This is a genomic window from sulfur-oxidizing endosymbiont of Gigantopelta aegis (assembly GCF_016097415.1).
In the GTDB taxonomy this organism is placed as follows: domain Bacteria; phylum Pseudomonadota; class Gammaproteobacteria; order GRL18; family GRL18; genus GRL18.
Genome location: NZ_JAEHGE010000001.1, coordinates 807573 through 827568, shown reverse-complemented (window position 1 = coordinate 827568; position 19996 = coordinate 807573). Strand labels below are relative to the sequence as shown.

Annotated in this window: 18 protein-coding genes and 3 pseudogenes; 14 read left to right on the top strand and 7 right to left on the bottom strand. The window is 40.9% G+C overall.

All coding sequences use genetic code 11. The annotated features are described in order from the left end of the window. Positions 1 to 21: 21 nt before the first annotated feature. The 9 genes and pseudogenes from JEU79_RS04240 to JEU79_RS04200 all read left to right on the top strand — a co-directional run bounded on the left by JEU79_RS04240 (position 22) and on the right by JEU79_RS04200 (position 7481). A complete protein-coding gene (locus JEU79_RS04240; protein ID WP_198262526.1) occupies positions 22 to 969 on the top strand; it encodes an IS1595 family transposase in 948 nt (315 codons plus the stop codon). Beyond that, on the top strand, positions 962 to 2932 hold the full coding sequence (gene pta / locus JEU79_RS04235; protein WP_198263098.1) for a phosphate acetyltransferase: 1971 nt from the start codon (positions 962 to 964) through the stop codon (positions 2930 to 2932). The genes JEU79_RS04240 and pta overlap by 8 nt, the downstream gene beginning before the upstream one ends. Next, positions 2929 to 4071, top strand: a complete 1143-nt coding sequence (locus JEU79_RS04230; RefSeq protein ID WP_198263097.1) for an acetate/propionate family kinase — start codon at positions 2929 to 2931, stop codon at positions 4069 to 4071. Before pta ends, JEU79_RS04230 begins: the two co-directional genes overlap by 4 nt. A 200-nt stretch (positions 4072 to 4271) precedes the next feature. After that, entirely contained in the window at positions 4272 to 4544 is a 273-nt protein-coding gene (locus JEU79_RS04225) for a hypothetical protein (protein ID WP_198263096.1), read from the top strand. Then, positions 4541 to 4771, top strand: a complete 231-nt coding sequence (locus JEU79_RS04220) for a DUF2283 domain-containing protein (RefSeq protein WP_198263095.1) — start codon at positions 4541 to 4543, stop codon at positions 4769 to 4771. Before JEU79_RS04225 ends, JEU79_RS04220 begins: the two co-directional genes overlap by 4 nt. 118 nt (positions 4772 to 4889) lie before the next feature. Beyond that, positions 4890 to 5228 (top strand): type II toxin-antitoxin system RelE/ParE family toxin, encoded by a 339-nt coding sequence (locus JEU79_RS04215; protein ID WP_198263094.1) that lies wholly within the window; start codon positions 4890 to 4892, stop codon positions 5226 to 5228. Continuing rightward, a complete protein-coding gene (nadS, locus tag JEU79_RS04210; RefSeq protein ID WP_198263093.1) occupies positions 5225 to 5512 on the top strand; it encodes a NadS family protein in 288 nt (95 codons plus the stop codon). Before JEU79_RS04215 ends, nadS begins: the two co-directional genes overlap by 4 nt. Before the next feature lie 661 nt (positions 5513 to 6173). Beyond that, positions 6174 to 7121: pseudogene (gene ltrA, locus JEU79_RS04205) on the top strand (group II intron reverse transcriptase/maturase); the annotation flags it as partial. A 189-nt stretch (positions 7122 to 7310) separates the two neighbouring features. Beyond that, positions 7311 to 7481 carry a hypothetical protein gene (locus JEU79_RS04200; RefSeq protein WP_198263091.1) on the top strand — a complete coding sequence of 57 codons (171 nt, stop codon included), beginning with the start codon at positions 7311 to 7313 and terminating at the stop codon, positions 7479 to 7481. A 4-nt stretch (positions 7482 to 7485) separates the two neighbouring features. Here the strand turns inward: JEU79_RS04200 and JEU79_RS04195 are convergent, their stop codons facing one another. Continuing rightward, a complete protein-coding gene (locus JEU79_RS04195) occupies positions 7486 to 7854 on the bottom strand; it encodes a PcfJ domain-containing protein (RefSeq protein ID WP_214660489.1) in 369 nt (122 codons plus the stop codon). Positions 7855 to 7943: 89 nt separating this feature from the next. Between JEU79_RS04195 and JEU79_RS04190 the strand changes: the two genes are divergently transcribed. The 4 genes and pseudogenes from JEU79_RS04190 (at position 7944) to JEU79_RS04170 (ending at position 9666) form a co-directional block, all read left to right on the top strand. After that, on the top strand, positions 7944 to 8537 hold the full coding sequence (locus JEU79_RS04190; protein ID WP_198263089.1) for a hypothetical protein: 594 nt from the start codon (positions 7944 to 7946) through the stop codon (positions 8535 to 8537). Positions 8538 to 8661: 124 nt separating this feature from the next. Beyond that, positions 8662 to 8883, top strand: a complete 222-nt coding sequence (locus tag JEU79_RS04185) for a hypothetical protein (RefSeq protein ID WP_198263088.1) — start codon at positions 8662 to 8664, stop codon at positions 8881 to 8883. 223 nt (positions 8884 to 9106) lie between these two features. Further along, positions 9107 to 9393, top strand: a pseudogene (locus JEU79_RS04175) (ISKra4-like element ISBeg3 family transposase); the annotation flags it as partial. A 30-nt stretch (positions 9394 to 9423) separates the two neighbouring features. Next, on the top strand, positions 9424 to 9666 hold the full coding sequence (locus JEU79_RS04170) for a hypothetical protein (protein WP_198263085.1): 243 nt from the start codon (positions 9424 to 9426) through the stop codon (positions 9664 to 9666). Positions 9667 to 10181: 515 nt separating this feature from the next. On the opposite strand, the gene JEU79_RS04165 is transcribed toward JEU79_RS04170, so the two are convergent. From JEU79_RS04165 to JEU79_RS04150, 4 genes and pseudogenes are all read right to left on the bottom strand, one after another. After that, on the bottom strand, positions 10182 to 11045 hold the full coding sequence (locus JEU79_RS04165) for an IS3 family transposase (RefSeq protein WP_198263029.1): 864 nt from the start codon (positions 11043 to 11045) through the stop codon (positions 10182 to 10184). Between the two features lie 54 nt (positions 11046 to 11099). After that, positions 11100 to 11306: pseudogene (locus JEU79_RS28315) on the bottom strand (transposase); the annotation flags it as partial. 61 nt (positions 11307 to 11367) lie between these two features. Next, on the bottom strand, positions 11368 to 13425 hold the full coding sequence (locus JEU79_RS04155; protein WP_198263084.1) for a DUF6531 domain-containing protein: 2058 nt from the start codon (positions 13423 to 13425) through the stop codon (positions 11368 to 11370). 58 nt (positions 13426 to 13483) lie between these two features. After that, positions 13484 to 14578 (bottom strand): DUF4123 domain-containing protein, encoded by a 1095-nt coding sequence (locus tag JEU79_RS04150; RefSeq protein WP_198263083.1) that lies wholly within the window; start codon positions 14576 to 14578, stop codon positions 13484 to 13486. 212 nt (positions 14579 to 14790) lie between these two features. Between JEU79_RS04150 and JEU79_RS04145 the strand changes: the two genes are divergently transcribed. Further along, entirely contained in the window at positions 14791 to 15138 is a 348-nt protein-coding gene (locus tag JEU79_RS04145; protein WP_198263082.1) for a hypothetical protein, read from the top strand. Positions 15139 to 15250: 112 nt separating this feature from the next. Here JEU79_RS04145 and polA read toward each other — a convergent pair whose 3' ends face one another. Continuing rightward, on the bottom strand, positions 15251 to 18040 hold the full coding sequence (gene polA, locus JEU79_RS04140; protein ID WP_198263081.1) for a DNA polymerase I: 2790 nt from the start codon (positions 18038 to 18040) through the stop codon (positions 15251 to 15253). Between the two features lie 136 nt (positions 18041 to 18176). Further along, positions 18177 to 19766, bottom strand: coding sequence for a putative bifunctional diguanylate cyclase/phosphodiesterase (locus JEU79_RS04135; RefSeq protein WP_198263080.1), 1590 nt, complete (start codon positions 19764 to 19766; stop codon positions 18177 to 18179). Positions 19767 to 19996: the final 230 nt, after the last annotated feature.

Sequence of the window (19996 nt, the reverse complement as noted above, 5' to 3'; positions counted from 1 at the left end):
GATTATGTGTGGAGTAGAATGATGTCAAAAAATAAAATTCAGTTTCAAGAAGGTTATAGTTTATTTGAGCTTTTTAATGATTATGGCACTGACAAACAGTGCCGACAAGCCTTATTTAAATGGAAATTTCCTGATGGATTTGTTTGCCCAGAGTGTGGCAATAAGACTTATTGCACTCTAGAACATCGCCATCTTTATCAGTGCCACCATTGTCATCATCAGACATCAGCAACCTGTGGGACAATATTTGATAGTACCAAACTGCCTTTATCTAAGTGGTTTTTAGCGATTCATCTTATGACTCAATTGAAGACAGCGGTTTCAGCATTAGAATTAAAGAGACAGCTTAAGGTAAGCTACAATACAGCCTGGAGTATGAAACAAAAGATCATGCAGGTTATGAAAGAACGTGATGACAGTAAACCTTTATCAGGCATCATTCAAATTGATGATGCCTACTGGGGTGGTGAGCACAGAGGCGGCTCCAGAGGTCGTGGTTCAGAAAATAAAACACCGTTCGTTGCAGCCGTTTCTACTAATGAAGATGGACACCCGATTGCAATGAATTTAAATGTGCTTAAAGGGTTTAAATCCAGTGAAATAAAACGATGGGCACAAACTCATTTAACACCTGGAAGTACTGTTTACTCAGATGGGTTAAATTGTTTTCCTGCGGTTAAAGAAGCTGACTGTAAGCATGTTCCAATCGTCACGGGTGGTGGTGCGGCAAGTGTTGATAAAATTGAGTTTATCTGGGTTAACACTATGATAGGTAATATTAAAAACTCTATGAAGGGAAGCTATCATTCCATTAACTCAAAACATTTACCTCGGTATCTTGCTGAATTTTGTTATCGGTTTAATAGACGCTTTAACTTAAAAGACATGATGCCAAGGTTTTTATGCGTGGCGATGAAAACGCCACCTATGAATGGAAAGCTCCTAAAAATGGCGGAGCTTTATGGGTAATCAAGTAAACAATAGTAGCAATACTGATACAGATATCGAGCTCATACGCAATCTCTATTGTCCTGATATGCCTTATGAAGATTGTTATGCGTTTACCGTAGATGAAGTCTCACAACTCTCTTCACAGGGTCGCATAAAAGAGTTTTATGCCAGCCTGCTAAGCCACTTTAACCGCTTGAAACAAGACTATGATTTTATTTTATGTGAAGGTTTAAATAGTCGTGGGTTTTTAGCCTCTTTTGATATGAACATCAATTTAAATATTGCTAAAAATCTTGCCTGTCCCTTTGTCAGTGTTATTAATGGCGCGACTCAAAGCGATAAAGATATTCAGGAAGAAATAAATATTGCCGCACGTCTCATTAAAAATTCCGGGTGCTTTCATTTTGCTTCCTTCGTCAATCGCATCCCCAATAAAAGCTTGCTTGGAATTAATCAGCACGATATTTCTAATAGCATAGCACCCACTTTTTTTATTCCCGAAAAAACCGAACTGGATAGCCCTTCATTAGCTGACATTAAAGCCGCCTTAAACGCAAATTGTGTCATGGGTTCAGCCGATGATCTCTTTCGCGTTGTAAAGCAAGTTAAAATTGCTACCATGACCGTAGAGCATTTTCTCAACTATATTGAAGATGATGATTTAATCATTGTTGGTGGTGATCGAGCTGATATTTTACTGGCATCACTCACGGCCTTAGCATCCAATAATTTCCCTAATCTGTCGGGCATACTACTAACGGGTGGTTTCACACCACAAGACAATATGCTCAAATTACTCAAGGGCATGACTCTCACCGTTCCCATTTTATCGGTGCCTTATGATACCTTTAAAACCACTAGTCAGGTGGAAAAAATAGCGGCGCTTATTAATCATGAAAATAAAAGAAAAATTGCTTTAGCCCTAGGTCATTTTGATGCCCATGTCGATGCACAAGGTATTTTCGATCAGGCCAACATTCATGTTTCTAAAATTATGACACCCATTATGTTTGAGCATAATTTGTTTGAACGAGCCAAGGCAAAACGCATGACTATCGTCTTGCCGGAAGCAACGGATGAACGTATTCTCAGAGCTGTTGAAATATTATTACGTCGTCAGGTAGCACATATTATACTCTTGGGTAATGAAGCAAGCATTCAAGCTCAAAGTGCATCTTTGGGACTGGACATTCAACCAGCCACTATTATCGATCCCGAACAATCTGAGTATCTTTCTGACTATACCCAAACACTTTTTGAATTACGTCAGCACAAGGGACTCACCCTGGAAGGCGCTGCCGATGCGATGGCTGACTATTCTTATTTTGCCACCATGATGGTACATAAAGGACATGCTGATGGTATGGTTTCCGGTGCTATTCACACCACCGGCGACACCATTCGTCCGGCCTTACAAATCATTAAAACCACTGCTGATATTTCCATCGTATCCAGTGTTTTTATGATGTGTCTGGAAACCCAAGTACTGGTCTATGGAGACTGTGCCGTTAATCCCGACCCCAATGCCTCACAATTAGCCGAAATTGCCATTAGCTCTGCTCAAACCGCCGCAATGTTTGGTATCGAACCTCGTGTTGCCATGCTTTCTTATTCCACTGGAGGCTCAGGCAAGGGTGCTGATGTGGATAAAGTACGCGAGGCAACCCATATTGCCCAACAAACACGGCCTGAACTATTGATTGAAGGTCCAATGCAATATGATGCCGCTATTTCACCGGATGTAGCCCAAAGTAAATTACCCGATAGCAAAGTGGCTGGCAATGCCTCGGTGTTTATTTTTCCTGATTTGAATACGGGCAATAATACCTATAAAGCCGTACAACGTTCATCCGGTGCCATTGCCATTGGCCCTATATTACAAGGCTTAAATAAGCCAGTGAATGATCTCAGTCGCGGTTGTCTAGTTGCAGATATTATTAATACCGTTGCCATCACCGCAATACAGGCTCAGGAACAATGATTATATTAGTACTGAACTCTGGTAGCTCTTCATTAAAATATCAATTGTTTGATATGCCTTCAAAGCAGGTAATCACTTCGGGATTAATAGAACACGTTAGCGATCATCAACAAGCTGTTAAAACAATGGAAGCCCAATTACGCTCAGGGGGTCACATAAAAAATCTGGCCTGCTTAGCTGCTGTCGGTCATCGAGTGGTACATGGTGGTGAACAATTTCAGCAACCCGCTCTAATTGATCAAACGGTTATTGATACTATCGAGCAATTATCTGCTTTAGCACCACTGCATAATCCAGCCAATTTATTGGGTATTAAAATGCTCCAACAATGTGCCCCCGATGTGCCTCAAGTCGCCGTTTTTGATACCGCATTTCATCAAAGCCTCCCCGAAAAATCTTATCTTTATGCCCTACCTTATGAACTCTATGAAAAGCATCAAGTACGACGTTATGGTTTTCATGGCACATCACACCATTATGTGACTCAACAGGCTAGTCAGTACCTGGGGGAATCCCAATTAAAAATCATCAGTCTACACTTGGGCAATGGTGCCAGTGCTTGTGCTGTTTTAAATGGTCAGTCTATTGACACATCAATGGGACTCACCCCTTTAGAAGGGCTGGTTATGGGCACTCGAAGTGGTGATATTGATCCCGCCATTGCCTTTTATCTGGCTAAAAAAACTGATCTGAATATTGAAGCGCTGGATGAGTTACTGAACAAGAAAAGTGGTTTAAAGGGGATCTGCGGTCAAAGTGATATGCGTACAATTACTGACCTCGCTGAAAAAGGGGATGAACTCTCCGAACTCGCACTACAAATATTTTGTTATCGAATAAAAAAATACATTGGTGCCTATATCGCTTCTCTTAATGGCTTAGATGCCATTGTTTTTACTGGCGGCATTGGTGAAAATGCCAGTATTGTTCGGCAATATTGTTGTGATGATTTACAATACTTTGGTATTGAAATTGACCATCAAAAAAACAAACTTACAAGTAAGCAGATTAGAGAAATTCAAAGCACTGCCTCTACAGTTAAAATTTTAGTCATTCCAACCAATGAAGAACTTGAAATTGCTCAACAAGTTTACGCGCTTTTAAAAAATAAAAAGTGTTTCAACAAGCCCATGCATTGAAAGTTAGACCCTATTATATGTAAATTTTCCATATTGGTTAGCTAATATCTGCTTTAGTGGAAAATATACTTGTCTTTTTTATTTATTCCTTTATTTTCCATGTTTAGGGGGGTAATATCAGTTTAAGTGGAAAATTTTGCATTAAAAAAGATCGTTATGCTTCAAATGCAAACAAACAATATACTTTTAGATACACAATCATGACAGAAATTATTTGGACAGATTATTTAAAATATAGAGTAAAGCTTCGTGGCTTCACTTTAGAAAGTATTGAGGATATTATTAGATATAGCAATGAAAGATATTTTGATACTTCTACAGACAGATGGGTTGTTGTTGGTAAGGATTCAAATATTTTGGTTATGATCCCCCATGAAATTAGTGATGAGGGATCAATCACTCCGATAACTATTCATGCGACAACACGACAGCAAATTAATTATAGAATAAAAAGCGGAAGGTTTAAAAAATGAAAGAATCACAGTTATCCTATTTTAAAGAAGAAGATATTCTCCACCTTTCAATATCTGAAGAATCTGAAAGCGGTAGTGTCGAAATAAGCCCTAATATTACAGCTGAATTAAATGATAAAGGTGAACTTATTGGTATTGAAATAATTGGTGCAAGTGACTTTTTAAGAGATTCAATTTTAGAATCAACTCAGGCAAAATTATTACACTTAACGGATCATGTGGCATAACCAAAAAATGCATCGGATACAAAAAGACGCACCGATGATTTAAGTGTTGGCTTATCAAATTTCACCACGCAAAAGTAGATATTGATATCATATAATCCATTGGATTACAATCTAAGTCATGCAAATAATCGTTGAATTACCAGAATACGCCAAAAGATCAGATAAACTACTAAACGAATCTGAATCAAATTGCATTATCAATTACTTGGCTGTTCACCCTGCTGCTGGTAAACTCATGCAAGGTACTGGTGGTATTCGAAAATTACGATGGTCATCGCAAGGCAGAGGAAAAAGTGGTGGTATTCGAGTGATATATTACTACCATAATCAATCAATGCCATTATTTTTGTTAACTTTATTTGGCAAAGGTGAAAAAGATAATCTCACGAAGGGCGAACGTAATGATTTAGCAAAATTTACATCACTACTTATTTTAAATTATGGCGGTAAAAATTGAGCTCAGCATTTGATAGCATTAAACAAGGTCTTGAAGAGGCATTGGATTTTTCAAAAAGAAATTCAACAAAAGCTATAGTGCATAAATTTACACCTCTAGATGTAAAAAACATTCGTGCAAAAACCGGCATGACTCAAAATGAATTTGCCTCAGCATTTGGTATTAGTGTTAGTACTCTTCGGCACTGGGAGCTAGGAGATCGAACTCCTCATGGTCCAGCCTTAGTCTTACTCAATGTTGTTGCAAAAGAACCTCAAGCAGTTTTGAATGCTCTAAGCAACTAAAAGCCAAATCGGGTAGCCAAGGGTTTCTCTCCCTCAGCCCCCACACCACCCCTCATGCGGATCCGCAAGGGGCGGTTCATTAATGCGGATAATGAATAGCAATCCATTTCTGTTTTAAAAACGATATTTTTAGCCACCCAGTGCGCCGAGCTAAATCGGTAAGAAATTGGAGGTGAAAGCCCTCTATCCGGAAAGGGTTAGCTCCCCACCGGAACTCCGAGTCATGGGCGGTTATTCGTAAGGGTAATGGTTAAGCGTTGACAGGGGAAAATATAGGCTCAGTATTGAGCTCCGAAATCAAATTCAAGAACGCTGACCTTGTTGGGTGAAGGGGAAGGCAATACATATAATAGCGATAATTTAAAGCGAGTTATTATGTGGTTCTTCGGAGTCAGAGACCTGGTGCATGTACTGATGTTTCTTACGCGGAACTCGGGAGATCCTATCAGCCACCACAGAGTACCGTGGTGCGGTTAAGGAAAGTGATAAACATAAGCTTAACATGAACGCTGTTAGGAAGTCAGACAAGGTAATAGTAGTGAAGAAGCAGGCGAACAAAGTAATTGTAAAGAAAACGGTGGAGTTTGTGGAGCGAAGTACCTTGACAGAGAGAAATTCTGTCGCTGCCATTGTGACCAGAACACAGAGTCTGGGGTAAGCAATGAGTAGTTTGCACAGGATACGAAAAACGGCGAAAGCGAACCGAACATTTCGCTTTAACAATTTACTGCATCATATCACGCCCATGTTACTCAAGAATGCTTATGACAACCTGAACAAAAAGGCTGCCCGAGGTATAGACTGTGAAACATGGCACACGTATGGATTGGGACTGTCAGATAAGCTTCACCGTTTGCACAGCAACATTCATGCGAGACGATATAAACCACAGCCCTCAAAACGGATAGGGTTACTCAAATCAGATGGCAGGCAGCGTCCCATCGGAATTGCGGTCGTGGAGGACAAAGTCGTCCAGCAAGCCTTGGTTTGGGTGATCCAATCTATCTACGAGGAAGACTTTCTGGGTTTCAGTTATGGGTTTAGACCCAAAAGGCACCAACATAAAGCACTGGATGCATTATTTGTTGCACTGACTGATAAACGAGTCAACTGGGTTATCGATGCAGACATAAAAGGTTTCTTTGACAACATCGACCATCACTGGATGATGAAGTTCTTAGCACACCGAATCAGTGATAAAAGGATCTTATCATTAGTTGAAAAATTGTTAAAAGCAGGCGTAAGTGATGAGGGGGTATGGTCAGCGAGTGAAATGGGAACTGCACAGGGCTCAGTACTATCGCCTCTGTTAGCAAATATCTACCTGTTTTATGTGCTCGATCTATGGATAAATAAATGGCGAAAACAAGAGGCTTTCGGAGAAATCTACATTGTGAGGTATGCCGATGACTTTGTCATCGGCTGTGAATATCAACACGAAGCAAGACAACTTCTGAACAAGCTGAATGAACACTTAAAGCAGTTTAACCTGACATTACATGAAGAAAAGACCAGACTGCTGGAATTTGGTCGGCATGCGAAAAAGAATAGAGCAAGGCAAGGAAAAGGGAAGCCAGAAACGTTTACATTTCTTGGTTTTACCCATATCTGTAGCCAACTCCTTTCCATCGCTCAGACTCACACACCCTTATCCCAATCAACGTTTTTACGTTTGACTCGATGTAGGAGCCGGATGCATTAGTAGTGCAAGTCCGGATCTGTGCCGGAGGGCTGTATAGGATGGTAACATCTTTGTAAAACGGTGCTTTACGGCGATTCATTTGATATCAAAAGATGGGTGGCCAAAACCACCGAAGTACAAAGCAAGCTGGGTGAAAATATTGTGCTGACTTATTGCTACACGGGAAAGCTGTCCCACATTGCTCAGGAGTTGCTACGCAAGAAGGGTCGGGCATTATCTTATAATCTAGGTAGCTTGGAGCGTGCGAGTTCAGTTTTGGCCTTATAAGTAATTATTGTCTTTCTTTTTGTTTTAACCACTGCCGAATAATTTTATATGAATCATTAGATGGGGGGCCATTACAAACTAGCTTAAATTGGTTGATATCAAAGTTATCACCGTTACGAGAAATATGTAAAGTCCCTCGCTCCGGATTGATAACTTTATAAATATAACTTTTTTCCTCCAGTAAAGATGAGCCATAGCCTGCGACACAATGATGCATAGCTCTTCCTTCACTGGCTAAAGCAATATTGTTTTTGATCTGAATAATATTATCTGTATCGCCCAAGGGACAAATAGGATAATAGACCGTATTTGAATTTAGGAATTCTTTTGGGTGCAGATCTTCTAAAACGATGAAAATAAACAATAAATTCAATAGTTAATGCTTGAAAAATGAAAAGAGAAAGATCAAAATATTGTTTTATAAGCTTCTTAGTTTCATAACCCAATAAAAAGACCTCTCTCATGAACATAGCATACCTAAATTCAAACGATTATTCATTCTTTTTTGGTGCTCAGGATCAACTTGAACAGTTGATTAAACAATTACAAACAGATAAACATAAAAATTGTGAACATGGTGACATAGAAGATTTTATTAACAAGGAAGGTCAGGAAATTTTAAGACGACTACTGCAGGGCTGGCTAGATTTAAAAGCCGCCAACGAGGAAAAAAGAAGCTGTGTTAACACCGTTTCAGGAGACAAGCTGAATTATGTCCGTACAAACACCCATCGTTCGCTGAATAGTTTGTTTGGTCAGGTCACTGCCACCAGAAATGGTTATAGTCAAAGAAATAAAGACAGTTTATTTCCTATTGATGCTGAACTGAATTTATCAACTAACAGTTACAGTGATGGTATTTATTTCAGAGTGTCTAAAGAAGCCATTCGAGGTTCATTCGATGATGTCGTTGAAAGTATTGATAGTACAACTGCTGGTCATGTGCCCAAAAGACAGTGCCTCAATATAGTGAGAGATGTTGCTCAGGATTTTGAAGGTTTTTATAAGAAAAAACGATTTATTGAACCCGAAAAACATCAGATTTTCTGGTCTTAACCTTTGATGGAAAAGGGATAGTTATGCGACCTGAAGGTTTAAGAGAATGCACAAAGAAAAATGCCCAGAAGAATAAGAAGCTCAAAAGTCGTCTGAGTCAGGGAGAGAAAAAGACCGAAAACGTATGGCACAAGTGGCTGCCGTTTATACCGTACAATCTCATATTCGTGCTGCTGAATCTATTATGAAAGTAGCAGAAGATGATAATGTCGTTCCTTTTCGAACCCCATTAGAAATAAGCGGGTTTGGGCGAGTGTTGAGCGAGAGGCAGAAACTGTTATTGAGGAAGCATTTCAGGAAGCACTACAAAGAGATCCAAAACAAAAGAGGGAATGGGTTATTTTAATTGATGGTTTACCTCACCAGATCAAACTCATCAAAAAGTGATGAAGAAACTGAGCATCAAAGCAACTATTGTAATGGACTTTATCCATGTCTTGGAATATCTCTGGAAAGCAGCTTGGTGCTTCTTTGATAAAGGTGACGAAGCGGTTGAGGAATGGATAGCTGAAAGAGCAGTCAAAATACTTAATGGCCATTGTTCACAAGTAGCCAAAGGGATCAGACTCAGTGCCACAAGACGGAAAATAGAAAGTAGAGAAAATATTGATAAATGTGCTGATTATTTACTAAAAATAAAGAGCGGTTGCAGTATGGCATCGCATTAAAAGCGGGTTATCCTATTGCCAGTGGCGTTATTGAAGGTGCATGCCGTCACCTCATTAATGACCGACTTGATATAACCGGTGCTCGTTGGAGTCTGCAGGGAGCAGAAGCAGTATTGAAATTACGCTCACTAAAATCCAGTGGTGACTTTGAAATGTATTGGAAGTTTTATAAGAAAATGTCAAAAAAAGAAATTATGATTTTTTAGAGGTTAACAACTTTGGGTAATGAATTTTGTCGTTTTAAAGGAACTACACCCATAAAAAATAAGGCATCTGAAAGTTTCGTCAATAGTATGGGATTTTTACAAAAGATGATTCGAGAGATTGGTGAACCTAAAGGTGATAATTGGCGAGTGTCGATGCAAGTTATTTTTCTTCTACAACCAGATGACACTTTTATTAATGGTAATTCACTTATTATCGCTGACAAGATCAGCAACACCGGGGAAATCTTAAATTAGAGCGGTATGCAACGGTTTATGATTCCGATGGTGAGATCCTTGGTGCAAGTTATAAAAATATGACTCCTTACACTTATTCATGCGGGCTACTGAAATCATGTACCGATTTATCCGCAATGATTTTAAATTCGGGCCAATCGCTTTCTAGCAAAACTAAAATAGAAACCATTCCTGATGAGGATCCTGTTAATATTCCAGCAATGCTTATTCGTTCCACCGATTACTGATGTGTCAACACTTTTCCGGACAGTTTTCTAAATATTTTTTTGGCTGTTTCAAGTGATTTTTGTCATTTTGTATTTCCTATCATTTTAGTTTCTCATGTTAACTTTAAACAGATGAAGAGAAAGGGCTTTGCCCTCTGGAACGATAGAGCCGTTCCATTCACCCAAGGTATTTTCACAACGGTAATGATCCTGTTACAATATCTTCACGGCACAGGCTGAGGAGCCGATGGCCGTCAACGGTAATGGGCGGCATTTATGTCGCCTTTTACCCCTCTTCAATCAATCGATTTAAGCTATTTCCTGCTGTATTTCATAATCGACTGGTGACAAATAATCATTAGCCGAATGAAGTCGCTCCCGATTATAAAATACCTCAATATATTCAAATATTGCCTGCTTTGCTTCTACTCTGGTTTTGAATCGACAATGGTGCGTCAATTCAGTTTTCAAACTATGAAAGAAGCTCTCTGATACAGCATTGTCCCAGCAATTTCCTTTGCGGCTCATAGACTGAATTATGTTATGATCCGACAATATTTTTCTATGACTATCAGAGGCATATTGGCTACCTCGGTCAGTATGCCAAAGCAATCCATCCATTGGTTTACGCTTCCATATGGCCATCAGTAAAGCATCATTGACTAGCTTGGCTTTCATTCGCTCATCCATCGACCAGCCAACAATTTGCCTAGAGAATAAGTCAATGACAACCGCTAAATATAACCAGCCTTCCTTGGTGGCAATATAGGTAATATCACCCACATAGTAGCGATCAGGTTGAGAGACAGTAAACTCTCTTTCCAGTAAATTTGGAGATATACGCTTATTATGCTTGGAATTAGTCGTCGCTTTAAAGCGTCTCTTCGTTTTACAAAACAAACCGGCTTTTTTCATTAATCGACCAATTCTCCGGCGGCTTATATGAACGCCTTTTTCAGCCAGTTTTCTTTTTAAGACGACGGGTTCCATAAGTCTTGCGACTGTCTTCAAACAGTTTTTTAGCTGCTCAGTAAGCGCTTCATTTTCTTTCTCTCTATCCGTTTTAGGAGAGCTAACCCAATCATAATAGCAACTACGGGAAACATCCATAAAACGGCACAGAATCGTTACCGGGTAATCTTTAGCCTGATCAGTTATCCATGCGTACTTCACAAAGTTTCCCTTGCAAAGTACGCTGTGGCCTTTTTAATAAATCACGCTCCTGAATCACTTTTGCCAATTCTTTTTCAGACGTTTTACTTCATCATAAATGTGTTCATCACTTCTATTGGCTACCGTCTTCACCGGTTTGGAATATTTACTGATCCAGGTATGTAGAGTATTTACATTAACACCTAGCTCCCTGGCAGTCTGAGAAACGGGTTGATCCGTCTCATTAGCTAATTTGACAGCTGATTCTTTAAATTCTGATGTATAGCTTTTATTCGGTTTTTTGTTTGATCATTCATTTTAGGTCACACTTTTTATCTTTTAGTTATTTTAAGTTGTGTGTCCGGTTAAGTATAGCCACATTAATACTTTTACTGAGCAAGCCTTGCTCATTGTATTCGTAGTGCGTTTCACCACCTTCGGGATCGATTTCTTTGACTACCAAGCCCTGTTCATTATAATGCGTCGTCAACACGCCACCATTTGAATCAATGGTACGGGAAAGCTGTTTATCATCCTCCCATTCAAAACGGTAGTCATAAATGCCATTATCACCCCATTGATGTAAACATTTTGCATCAATGGTATGTTGATCCCATTCAAAGTAAAAATTAAAGCCACTTTTTAAGGTGCGTTGAATAATGATGTGATTGTTATAGGCAAATTGTTCTTTGTGATCAGCGGCATCACTGACAGCAATCAGGTCATTATTTTGGTCGTATTGATAACTGACTTGTCGGATGCTGACAAATTGTTCATTGTTATTTTTTAAGGACTTAGGTGACGCACTTCCCTTCAAGCTCAAGGCATCAATTTGAATAATATGCTTACCATGATAATGAAAACGTAAGCCCTTGCCCCAGTCACCAAGCAATTGAATAATTTGCCCATGATCATTGTGTAAACATTGCAAGGTATTGCCAAGACGATCTTGTAGGGCTTGTAGGCGATATTGTTTATTGATCAGTTTAAAGAGTCGATCGGGTTGTTCATCTTTGAGGAATTGTAAGCGGTATTGACCATCTTCCTGTGCCGTCAAACGGATCTGTTCAATGGTGTTGGTACTATATTGTCCTTTTTGTGGGATCGGAAAGGGGATTTTTCTGCCTTCCTGATCGTGATAATAAATTGATCGCCAGTCACGACTCAACCAACCAATCAGCGGATGCGTCCAACCATGTCCCAAGCCCACATCAAAGGGGTTACTGGTACGATAGGTGCGTGACCAGTCAAATAATAGAGGCCCCGTTAGGGTGAAATCTATTTGTTGTAATAATTCTTCGCCCGTGACCAAACTAATAGGCTCACCACTGGTGGCGGTTTCTTTCACACTGGGGGTTTTCTTGTTATTGGGTAATGCGCCCGCAGTAGCGGTACTGCCGGCACTGTTGGGCTTGCGGATAATATGGGTATTTTTACGATTGGTTACTGCATTGTAGGCTTTCTTGGTGCGTACTTTTTTCAGCACCACCATAAGTTTACCTAAGATAGAGACGGCTTTTTTAGCATGGTAGCCCAGTCGAGCAACCATAGACGCACCCATTGCAACCGCACCCGCTCCGCCAGTTGCAGCGGCTAGAAGTATGCCCAGAACAATTTCAAAAGCAGCCCCACCGACCATGCGCGTGCCTTCTACTGTTGATAAGGCATCCCAATAGCGCTCTGGGAAATCCAATAAAGCTTGGCGTACCACGTCATCACTGAGTAATAAAATCAGGTTTTCAGAAGCTTCACTGGCTTCTTCATAAGTATTTTCACCCTGCGCACGGGCGGCTTTCATCTTACGTTCCAACTCATTGTAGTCACCAGTGGCCAAACATTGCATTAAATCAGCATATTCAACACCGGCTTTGGCTAAAAAACTCCCGACCGCACCAGCCATTTCAGCAATGCTTTCTGCGCCCTCACCCACACCCGTCATAAAAGCACCGGTTTTCACCAGACCTTTTTCCCACCAGGCTAATTCTTCCCAAACCATGTCCTGAAATTTTTTGTCGTTCTGCATTTGCAGAATAAATTTATCCAGTGATTTTTTAAAATCGGCACGCAGTTTGTCAGCTTCAGCATCATCCTGTGATGGGTCACCGTATTGAACCTTCACCGGTCCGACTGGCACAGCATCTTCTAGAACATAGCCCTGAGCATCAAGAATACCGCTACGGGTACTTTTATCGGCAAACGTCAGGGTATAGGGAACTTGGGAAGCGGGGGTTTTATCGATATCATCATAGCGGTATTGCAACTCGATAAAATGCGTCTGTGGACGGCATTTTATACCTGTCGGCTCGCCTTCGCGACGCGCCTGAGCCAGCGCCTCTGACATTTTATTCAGTGCGCTAGGTTTTGTTGATGTTGATAGTGCAGTACTTTCGAGAGAAGCCATTGATCATCCTTAATCAGTTGCTAGTTTTTTTATTTGTTTTGCTTATTTGTTTTAATGGTTATGTCTGTATGCTGGCAATGGGTTTTTCCGGCATATCAAGCCAATCATCCATGTCTTTATGTTGTGCGATTTGTTGCCATTGCAGATCAGTTATTTTTTCGCTGAGCATGAGTAATTGTGTATGTTCATCCGAGGAATCTGAGTCAATATTTTTTGCCCCTTCTTTTAGCCACAATGCGCTGATGGCTTCATGCCGATAGAAACTAGGTGAATAATCAAAAAACAGTGCAACACACTGACAAATGCTGGATGTCAGGCGAAAACCCAAAGCCTGCGCTTTTTTGAGCCCTAGAGCAATTAGCGGGTCAATGGATTCTAGCGGATATTGCGACAAACTTTGTGGATGCTTGTCCCATAAATACAAGGTCAGGTTATAAGTCAGGCTGGAATCCTCCTCACCGGCTAATAATTGTTCATGTTGCTCAGTGAGATGAAACCAGGGGGCTTGTTGTTGTGCTTGTTGTTGTGACTGATTTTGTGACTGTAGCCAATCTGCCGTATTGTCTATTTGCAGTGCTTCTTCGTTCTCAGTTGCATTGGGAAACCACAGTGTTCGACATGGCCCCATCAGAGCTTGTTTATCAGCCTGGCTGATTTGAGGAAAAAATTGTTGGCCAATTCGACCGTCAAAGAGCCTTAATATCACGCTTTGCTGATGGCTATTGTAAGCCAGGGCAATGCTATCCCAATGTCCGGCCACTTCTTCCAGATTAAAATCACTGCTCAGAACAAAAAAACTGGACTGTGCTTCGGGTGTACTGAACAGCCAGTGAATAAATTGGTTATCGGCAATGTTTTCGGGGGTTATTTGCACGAGATAGGGCATAACGGGAATAGATTGTTCGTTATAGCCTTCCAGTATTTCTTGTAATAAGCCGGTATATTGTTGCTCGGGATCTAAGCTGTAATATTGTTGCGGTAGTTCTGGATGATTCGCTGAATTGAACAAAATATAGAGGTTTTTTGCCATCAAATTTTGGGCAAACTGTTGTAACTGCTGCAATTGCTGTATTTGGGGGCGTAATGCCAGATCAGAATCGGTGTCGTTGCATTCAGCATCCTGCTGACGTTTGTCTTCTTCCATGATGAACATCCATTATCCTTAATAAAGTGTTCTTTTGTCTCAGTGACGGCTATTTTATAAAATTATTGCTTTCTTGTCTATCTGCCTTTTAAGTAAAAACCGAAAGCCGACACGTATCATTACGCACAGACGAAGCGACAAACTTTCCTTAAACTAGATTCATACTTAATTAAAAAAGATTAAGACATTCTAACCACACAATCTAAGCAAAGGATAATATCATGAAAACTTTAACAACTTTACTTTTCGCCGCCAGCATCACAATTGCATTTAATGCCAATGCTGAATCTGACGCTGTTTATGGCGACCCCGACATCGGTGATGTCTTTCCCATCGCCGAGGTCATGATACAAACACAAACTCCTCAATATATTGCCGACACTGGCAAAGAAGTCTGGAATGCAAGCTATGAGGAGTATGTTAACCCGGCTGATTTTAATATGTCATCACAACAAACCGTTGCCGGACTGATGCAAGAGATGGAAAACAATCCACCTGCTGCGGGTAGACAAGCAATAGGAAGTGTTTTTGTTTGGGATGAAGTAGCTGATGAGTTTCAACTTCAGTAGGCAGGAGGTTAATTAACCTGAATTCTGGTTAAATACTCACTTTGATATTCAGTTTATGCTGCTGATGCTGCGCTTCGTACCTCAGCAGCACCCTACCTCTACACATCATATATTAATGCGCTTCATCCCAATTATCACCAATACCTGCTTCGACAATTAATGGCACAGCCAACTCTGCTGCATCACTCATAATGCCTGTTATTTTTGCCACAGCACTATCCAGTAAATCTTCCGGCACTTCAAAAACCAGTTCATCATGTACTTGCATAGTCATCAATACGCCATCAAAAGGCTGTCCCGGAATCGCCTCGGTCATCAGCCATTGATACATAGCAAACATGGCGCGTTTAATAATATCGGCAGCACTGCCTTGCATGGGTGCATTGATGGCGGTGCGCTCGGCGTATTGACGGCGCTGTCCATTGCGGGAGTTGATTTCTGGAATATATAATCGGCGCCCAAACACGGTTTCCACAAAGCCTTGTTCCTTGGCGAGTTCACGCATTCTATCCATATAGTCTTTAACACCGGGATAACGCGCAAAATATAAGTCGATATAACCCTGAGCATCCTTACGGGTGATATCGAGTTGTTTTGCTAGGCCAAAAGCAGACATGCCATAAATCAGACCAAAGTTAATAGCCTTGGCACTGCGGCGCTGTTCGGTGCTGACGCTTTCTAAATCGACACCAAAGACTTCAGCGGCGGTGGCTTTATGTACGTCAAGTCCTTGTTCAAAAGCGCTTAATAAGCCCTTATCCTGTGATAAATGTGCCATGATGCGTAATTCAATTTGCGAATAATCAGCCGCCACTATTTTTTTACCTTGGGGAGCAATAAAAGCCTGTCGCACTTGACGGCCTTGTGCGGTGCGGATGGGAATATTCTGCAAATTAGGTTCAGTGGATGATAATCGACCCGTCACGGCAACAGCTTGATTATAGGAGGTATGCACCCGACCACTATTGCTATCAATCTGCTTGGGTAATTTGTCAGTATAGGTTGATTTCAATTTGGCTAATGAACGATGCTCTAGAATCAACTTGGGCATGGGATAATCTAAGGCCAGCTCTTGTAAGACAGATTCTGCTGTCGATGGCTGTCCTTTAGGGGTTTTGGAGATGATCGGTAGCGCCATTTTTTCAAATAAAATGTGCTGAATTTGTTTCGGCGAGGCCATATTAAAGGCATCACCCGCCAGTTCAAAGGCTGCTGTTTCAATTTTCTTAAGTTGTTCAGCAATGTCCTGACTTTGTTGGTGCAATAAGTCGGCATCAATCAACACACCATTGCGTTCAATATGAGACAAGACCTTCAGCAGCGGTAATTCGACTTCACAAAACAAACTTTTCAGGCCTTCTTGTGCTTGTAATTTTGGCCACAAAGTCTCATGTAATCGCAGGGTAATATCGGCATCTTCTGCGGCATAGGGTGCGGCTTGGGCAACAGGCACATCATCAAAACGCAGTTGTTTGACGCCTTTGCCAGCAATGTCTTCATATTTTGTGGTTTGATAACTGAGATATTTTAGTGCTAAGGCATCCATATTATGGCGGGTAGCGGTGCTATCCAACACATAGGACTCTAGCATGGTATCAAAGGCAATGCCTTGCAAGTCGATGCCATGATTGAGCAAAACATTGCGATCGTATTTCAGGTTCTGACCTACTTTGAGTTTATCTGGGTCTTCAAGTAAGGGCTTTAAACGGGCAAGCACTTCACTGCGATCGAGTTGTTCGGGGGCTTCGACATCTTTGTGGATCAGCGGAATATAAGCCGCTTTTCCTGTCTCTACGGCAAAGGAAACGCCGACGATTTCTGCTTGCATATAATCCAATGAGGTGGTTTCTGTATCAAAGGCAATGAGTTCAGCCTGTTGTAATTGCTGTTCCCAAAGCGCAAAGGTGTCCCAATCAGTAATACAGGTATAATCTCCCTTAACACTATTTTGTACGCTATCACTGTCAGCATCATCCAGCATATCCTGTTGGGTGCCAACAAATTCTTTGCTGAGTATTTGTGATAACCAGCTTTTAAATTCTAGCTCACTATAGAGTGCTTTGAGTTTTTCCTGATCCGGTTCGGCCATGATCAGCTGCTCAACGGTTTCATCCATTTCCACATCGAGTTTTATGGTCACTAATTCATAGGACAGTTTGAGTTGCTCTAAAGAGTTGCGTAGGTTTTCTCCCACTTTGCCCTTAAATTCATCCGCATGTTCAATAATATTGGCAACACTATCATATTGTTGCAGCCATTTAACCGCCGTTTTCGGACCCACTTTATCCACGCCGGGGATATTATCCGAGGTATCACCGATGAGGGATAAATAATCTTTAATCTGCTCGGGTGTGACACCAAATTTTGTCTTCACTCCCTCAATATCCATTACTTGATTTTTCATGGTGTCCACTAAAGACACTTTTTCATTCACCAGTTGCGCCATATCCTTATCACCAGTTGACACCACCACTTCAAGCCCCTGCTCGGCTGCTTGTACCGCTAAAGTACCGATTACATCATCGGCCTCAACCCCGGAAATGGCAATCAAGGGAAATCCCAAAGCGCGAATAACGTCATGCAATGGCTCTATCTGACAACGTAGATCATCCGGCATGGAAGCCCGATTAGCCTTGTATTCAGGAAACATATCATCACGGAAGGTTTTGCCCTTGGCATCAAAAATCATTGCCACACGCTGGGTAGGGTAGTCATTGCGCAAGCGTTTGAGCATATTCACCACGCCATAAACAGCCCCGGTTGGCATGCCTTTGGAGTTATTTAAACCCGGCATGGCATGAAAAGCACGGTACAGATAGGAGGAGCCATCGACCAGAATCAATTGCTTATCGGTGGTGCTATCTGACAAAGTTTGGGCTTTGGTTTCGACTGAACCGGGCATAATACTTAAATCCTTGGAATGATTATTTTAGTGTTTAATTTTCTTTAAGGGCTAGGATTATACTGCCAAATGGGAAGCAAATGGCGAATTGTAGAAAATTAATGCAGAATAAATAGAGTGGCGTTAAACAATTGTTTTAAACGATATCTTGTAGCCTTACCTCATTGGATAAAAATTCAATAAATTCTGTTTTCGTCAGTGGCTGGCTATAGAGAAAGCCCTGCAAATACTGGCAATGTCTGGACTGCAAAAACGCCGCTTGTTCAGGTTCTTCAACGCCTTCGGCTACCACATTTAAGTGCAGGCTTTTGGCCATGGCAAGAATGGCATCAACCAAGGCTGCATTTTCTTTATTATTGGGCAATTCAGCAATAAAGGAGCGGTCAATTTTTAGGGTGTTGATGGGAAATTTTTTTAAATAGCTTAAGGAAGAATAACCAGTACCAAAATCATCAATGGACAAACCCACACCCAACGAACGGATTTGCTGTAATTGATTCATGGTTTGTTTATTATCATCGACCAGCAGACTTTCAGTGATCTCCAATATCAGGCGATGTGCATCCAAGCCTGTTTCTGCCAAAGCCAATTGCACCATAGCAGGCACATCCTGTTTTTGAAACTGACAACTAGACATATTAACCGTCACTGCGGGTGCATGGGTGGATATTTTTGCCCAACCAGACGCTTCTTTACAAGCTTCACGTAAAATCCATTCACCCATGGGTAAAATAAGCCCGACCTCTTCGGCAAGGGGTATAAAGTCAATGGGTGAGATGAGTCCTTTTTGTGGATGATTCCAACGCACTAAGGCCTCAGCACTGCTCATGACATCACTATTTCTATGCATTATCGGTTGATAGTGAACGGATAATTCACCATTTTCCAAGGCCTTATGCAGATCGTTTTCTAAAATTCTACGTGCCTGTGCTTCTGCATCCATGTCCAGGGTGTAAAAATAAAAACCATTTCTGCCGTCATCTTTAGCACGGTACATGGCGCTATCGGCATGACGAATTAATATCTCGCTGCTATCACCATGATCGGGATAAAGAGTAATGCCAATGCTGGCGGACACAAAAACATTATGTTCGCCTAAGAAAAATGTCTCTGATAGACATTCCAGTAATTTATAGACTGTATTTTCAATGCTTTCCTGATTCAGGACATCCGCTATCACGACCGCAAATTCATCTCCCCCTAAACGGGAAATGATGTCTGACTCGGCTAAATTGTATTGCAAACGTCTAGCCGCTTCTTTGAGTAAAGCATCACCCAGAGCATGCCCTAATGAGTCATTCACATGTTTAAAACGATCCAGATCAATTAATAGCAAGGCAACTCGACTACCATCCTGCTGTGCTCGATGCAGTTCATCAGTAAAGCGTTCGATGAATAAATGTCGATTAGCCAAACCGGTCAAGTCATCAAAGTTTTGCATCAAGTGCAACGATTGATGAGTAGAGCCCCATTTCTTAGTCATTTTTTCTACCATATAAATCCCCGGCAAACAAAGTCCTAAGAAGAGCAAAACAACAAGTATCGACAACTCCATAAATGAATCCCAATGAGTATTAATATCAGGAATGACATAAGAGCTAGCATCAGTATCATTAAGAGGCAGTATAAATTGGAAATAAAGAAAACTAATTACAACTCCCGCAGCGGTGAGCGCAGGAATAAAAAAAGCTAGAATTATTTTTTGACGTACTGATAATTTAAACATTGACCACTTTTATAGTATAAACCCTAGAAATATTCCGAAAACGCGTCAGATGATTCTGACAAACTTTCAACCAGATGTCTATGCATGTAAGCAATAATATTGACATAGATCTTGTTTTTTAAATACTTACGAATAATAACTATAGTAATACATTAACAACATAAGAATGGATTCTTTCTTAAATGACTCAATTTGCAAATAATAACCCACCATGAATTATTCAGCATAAT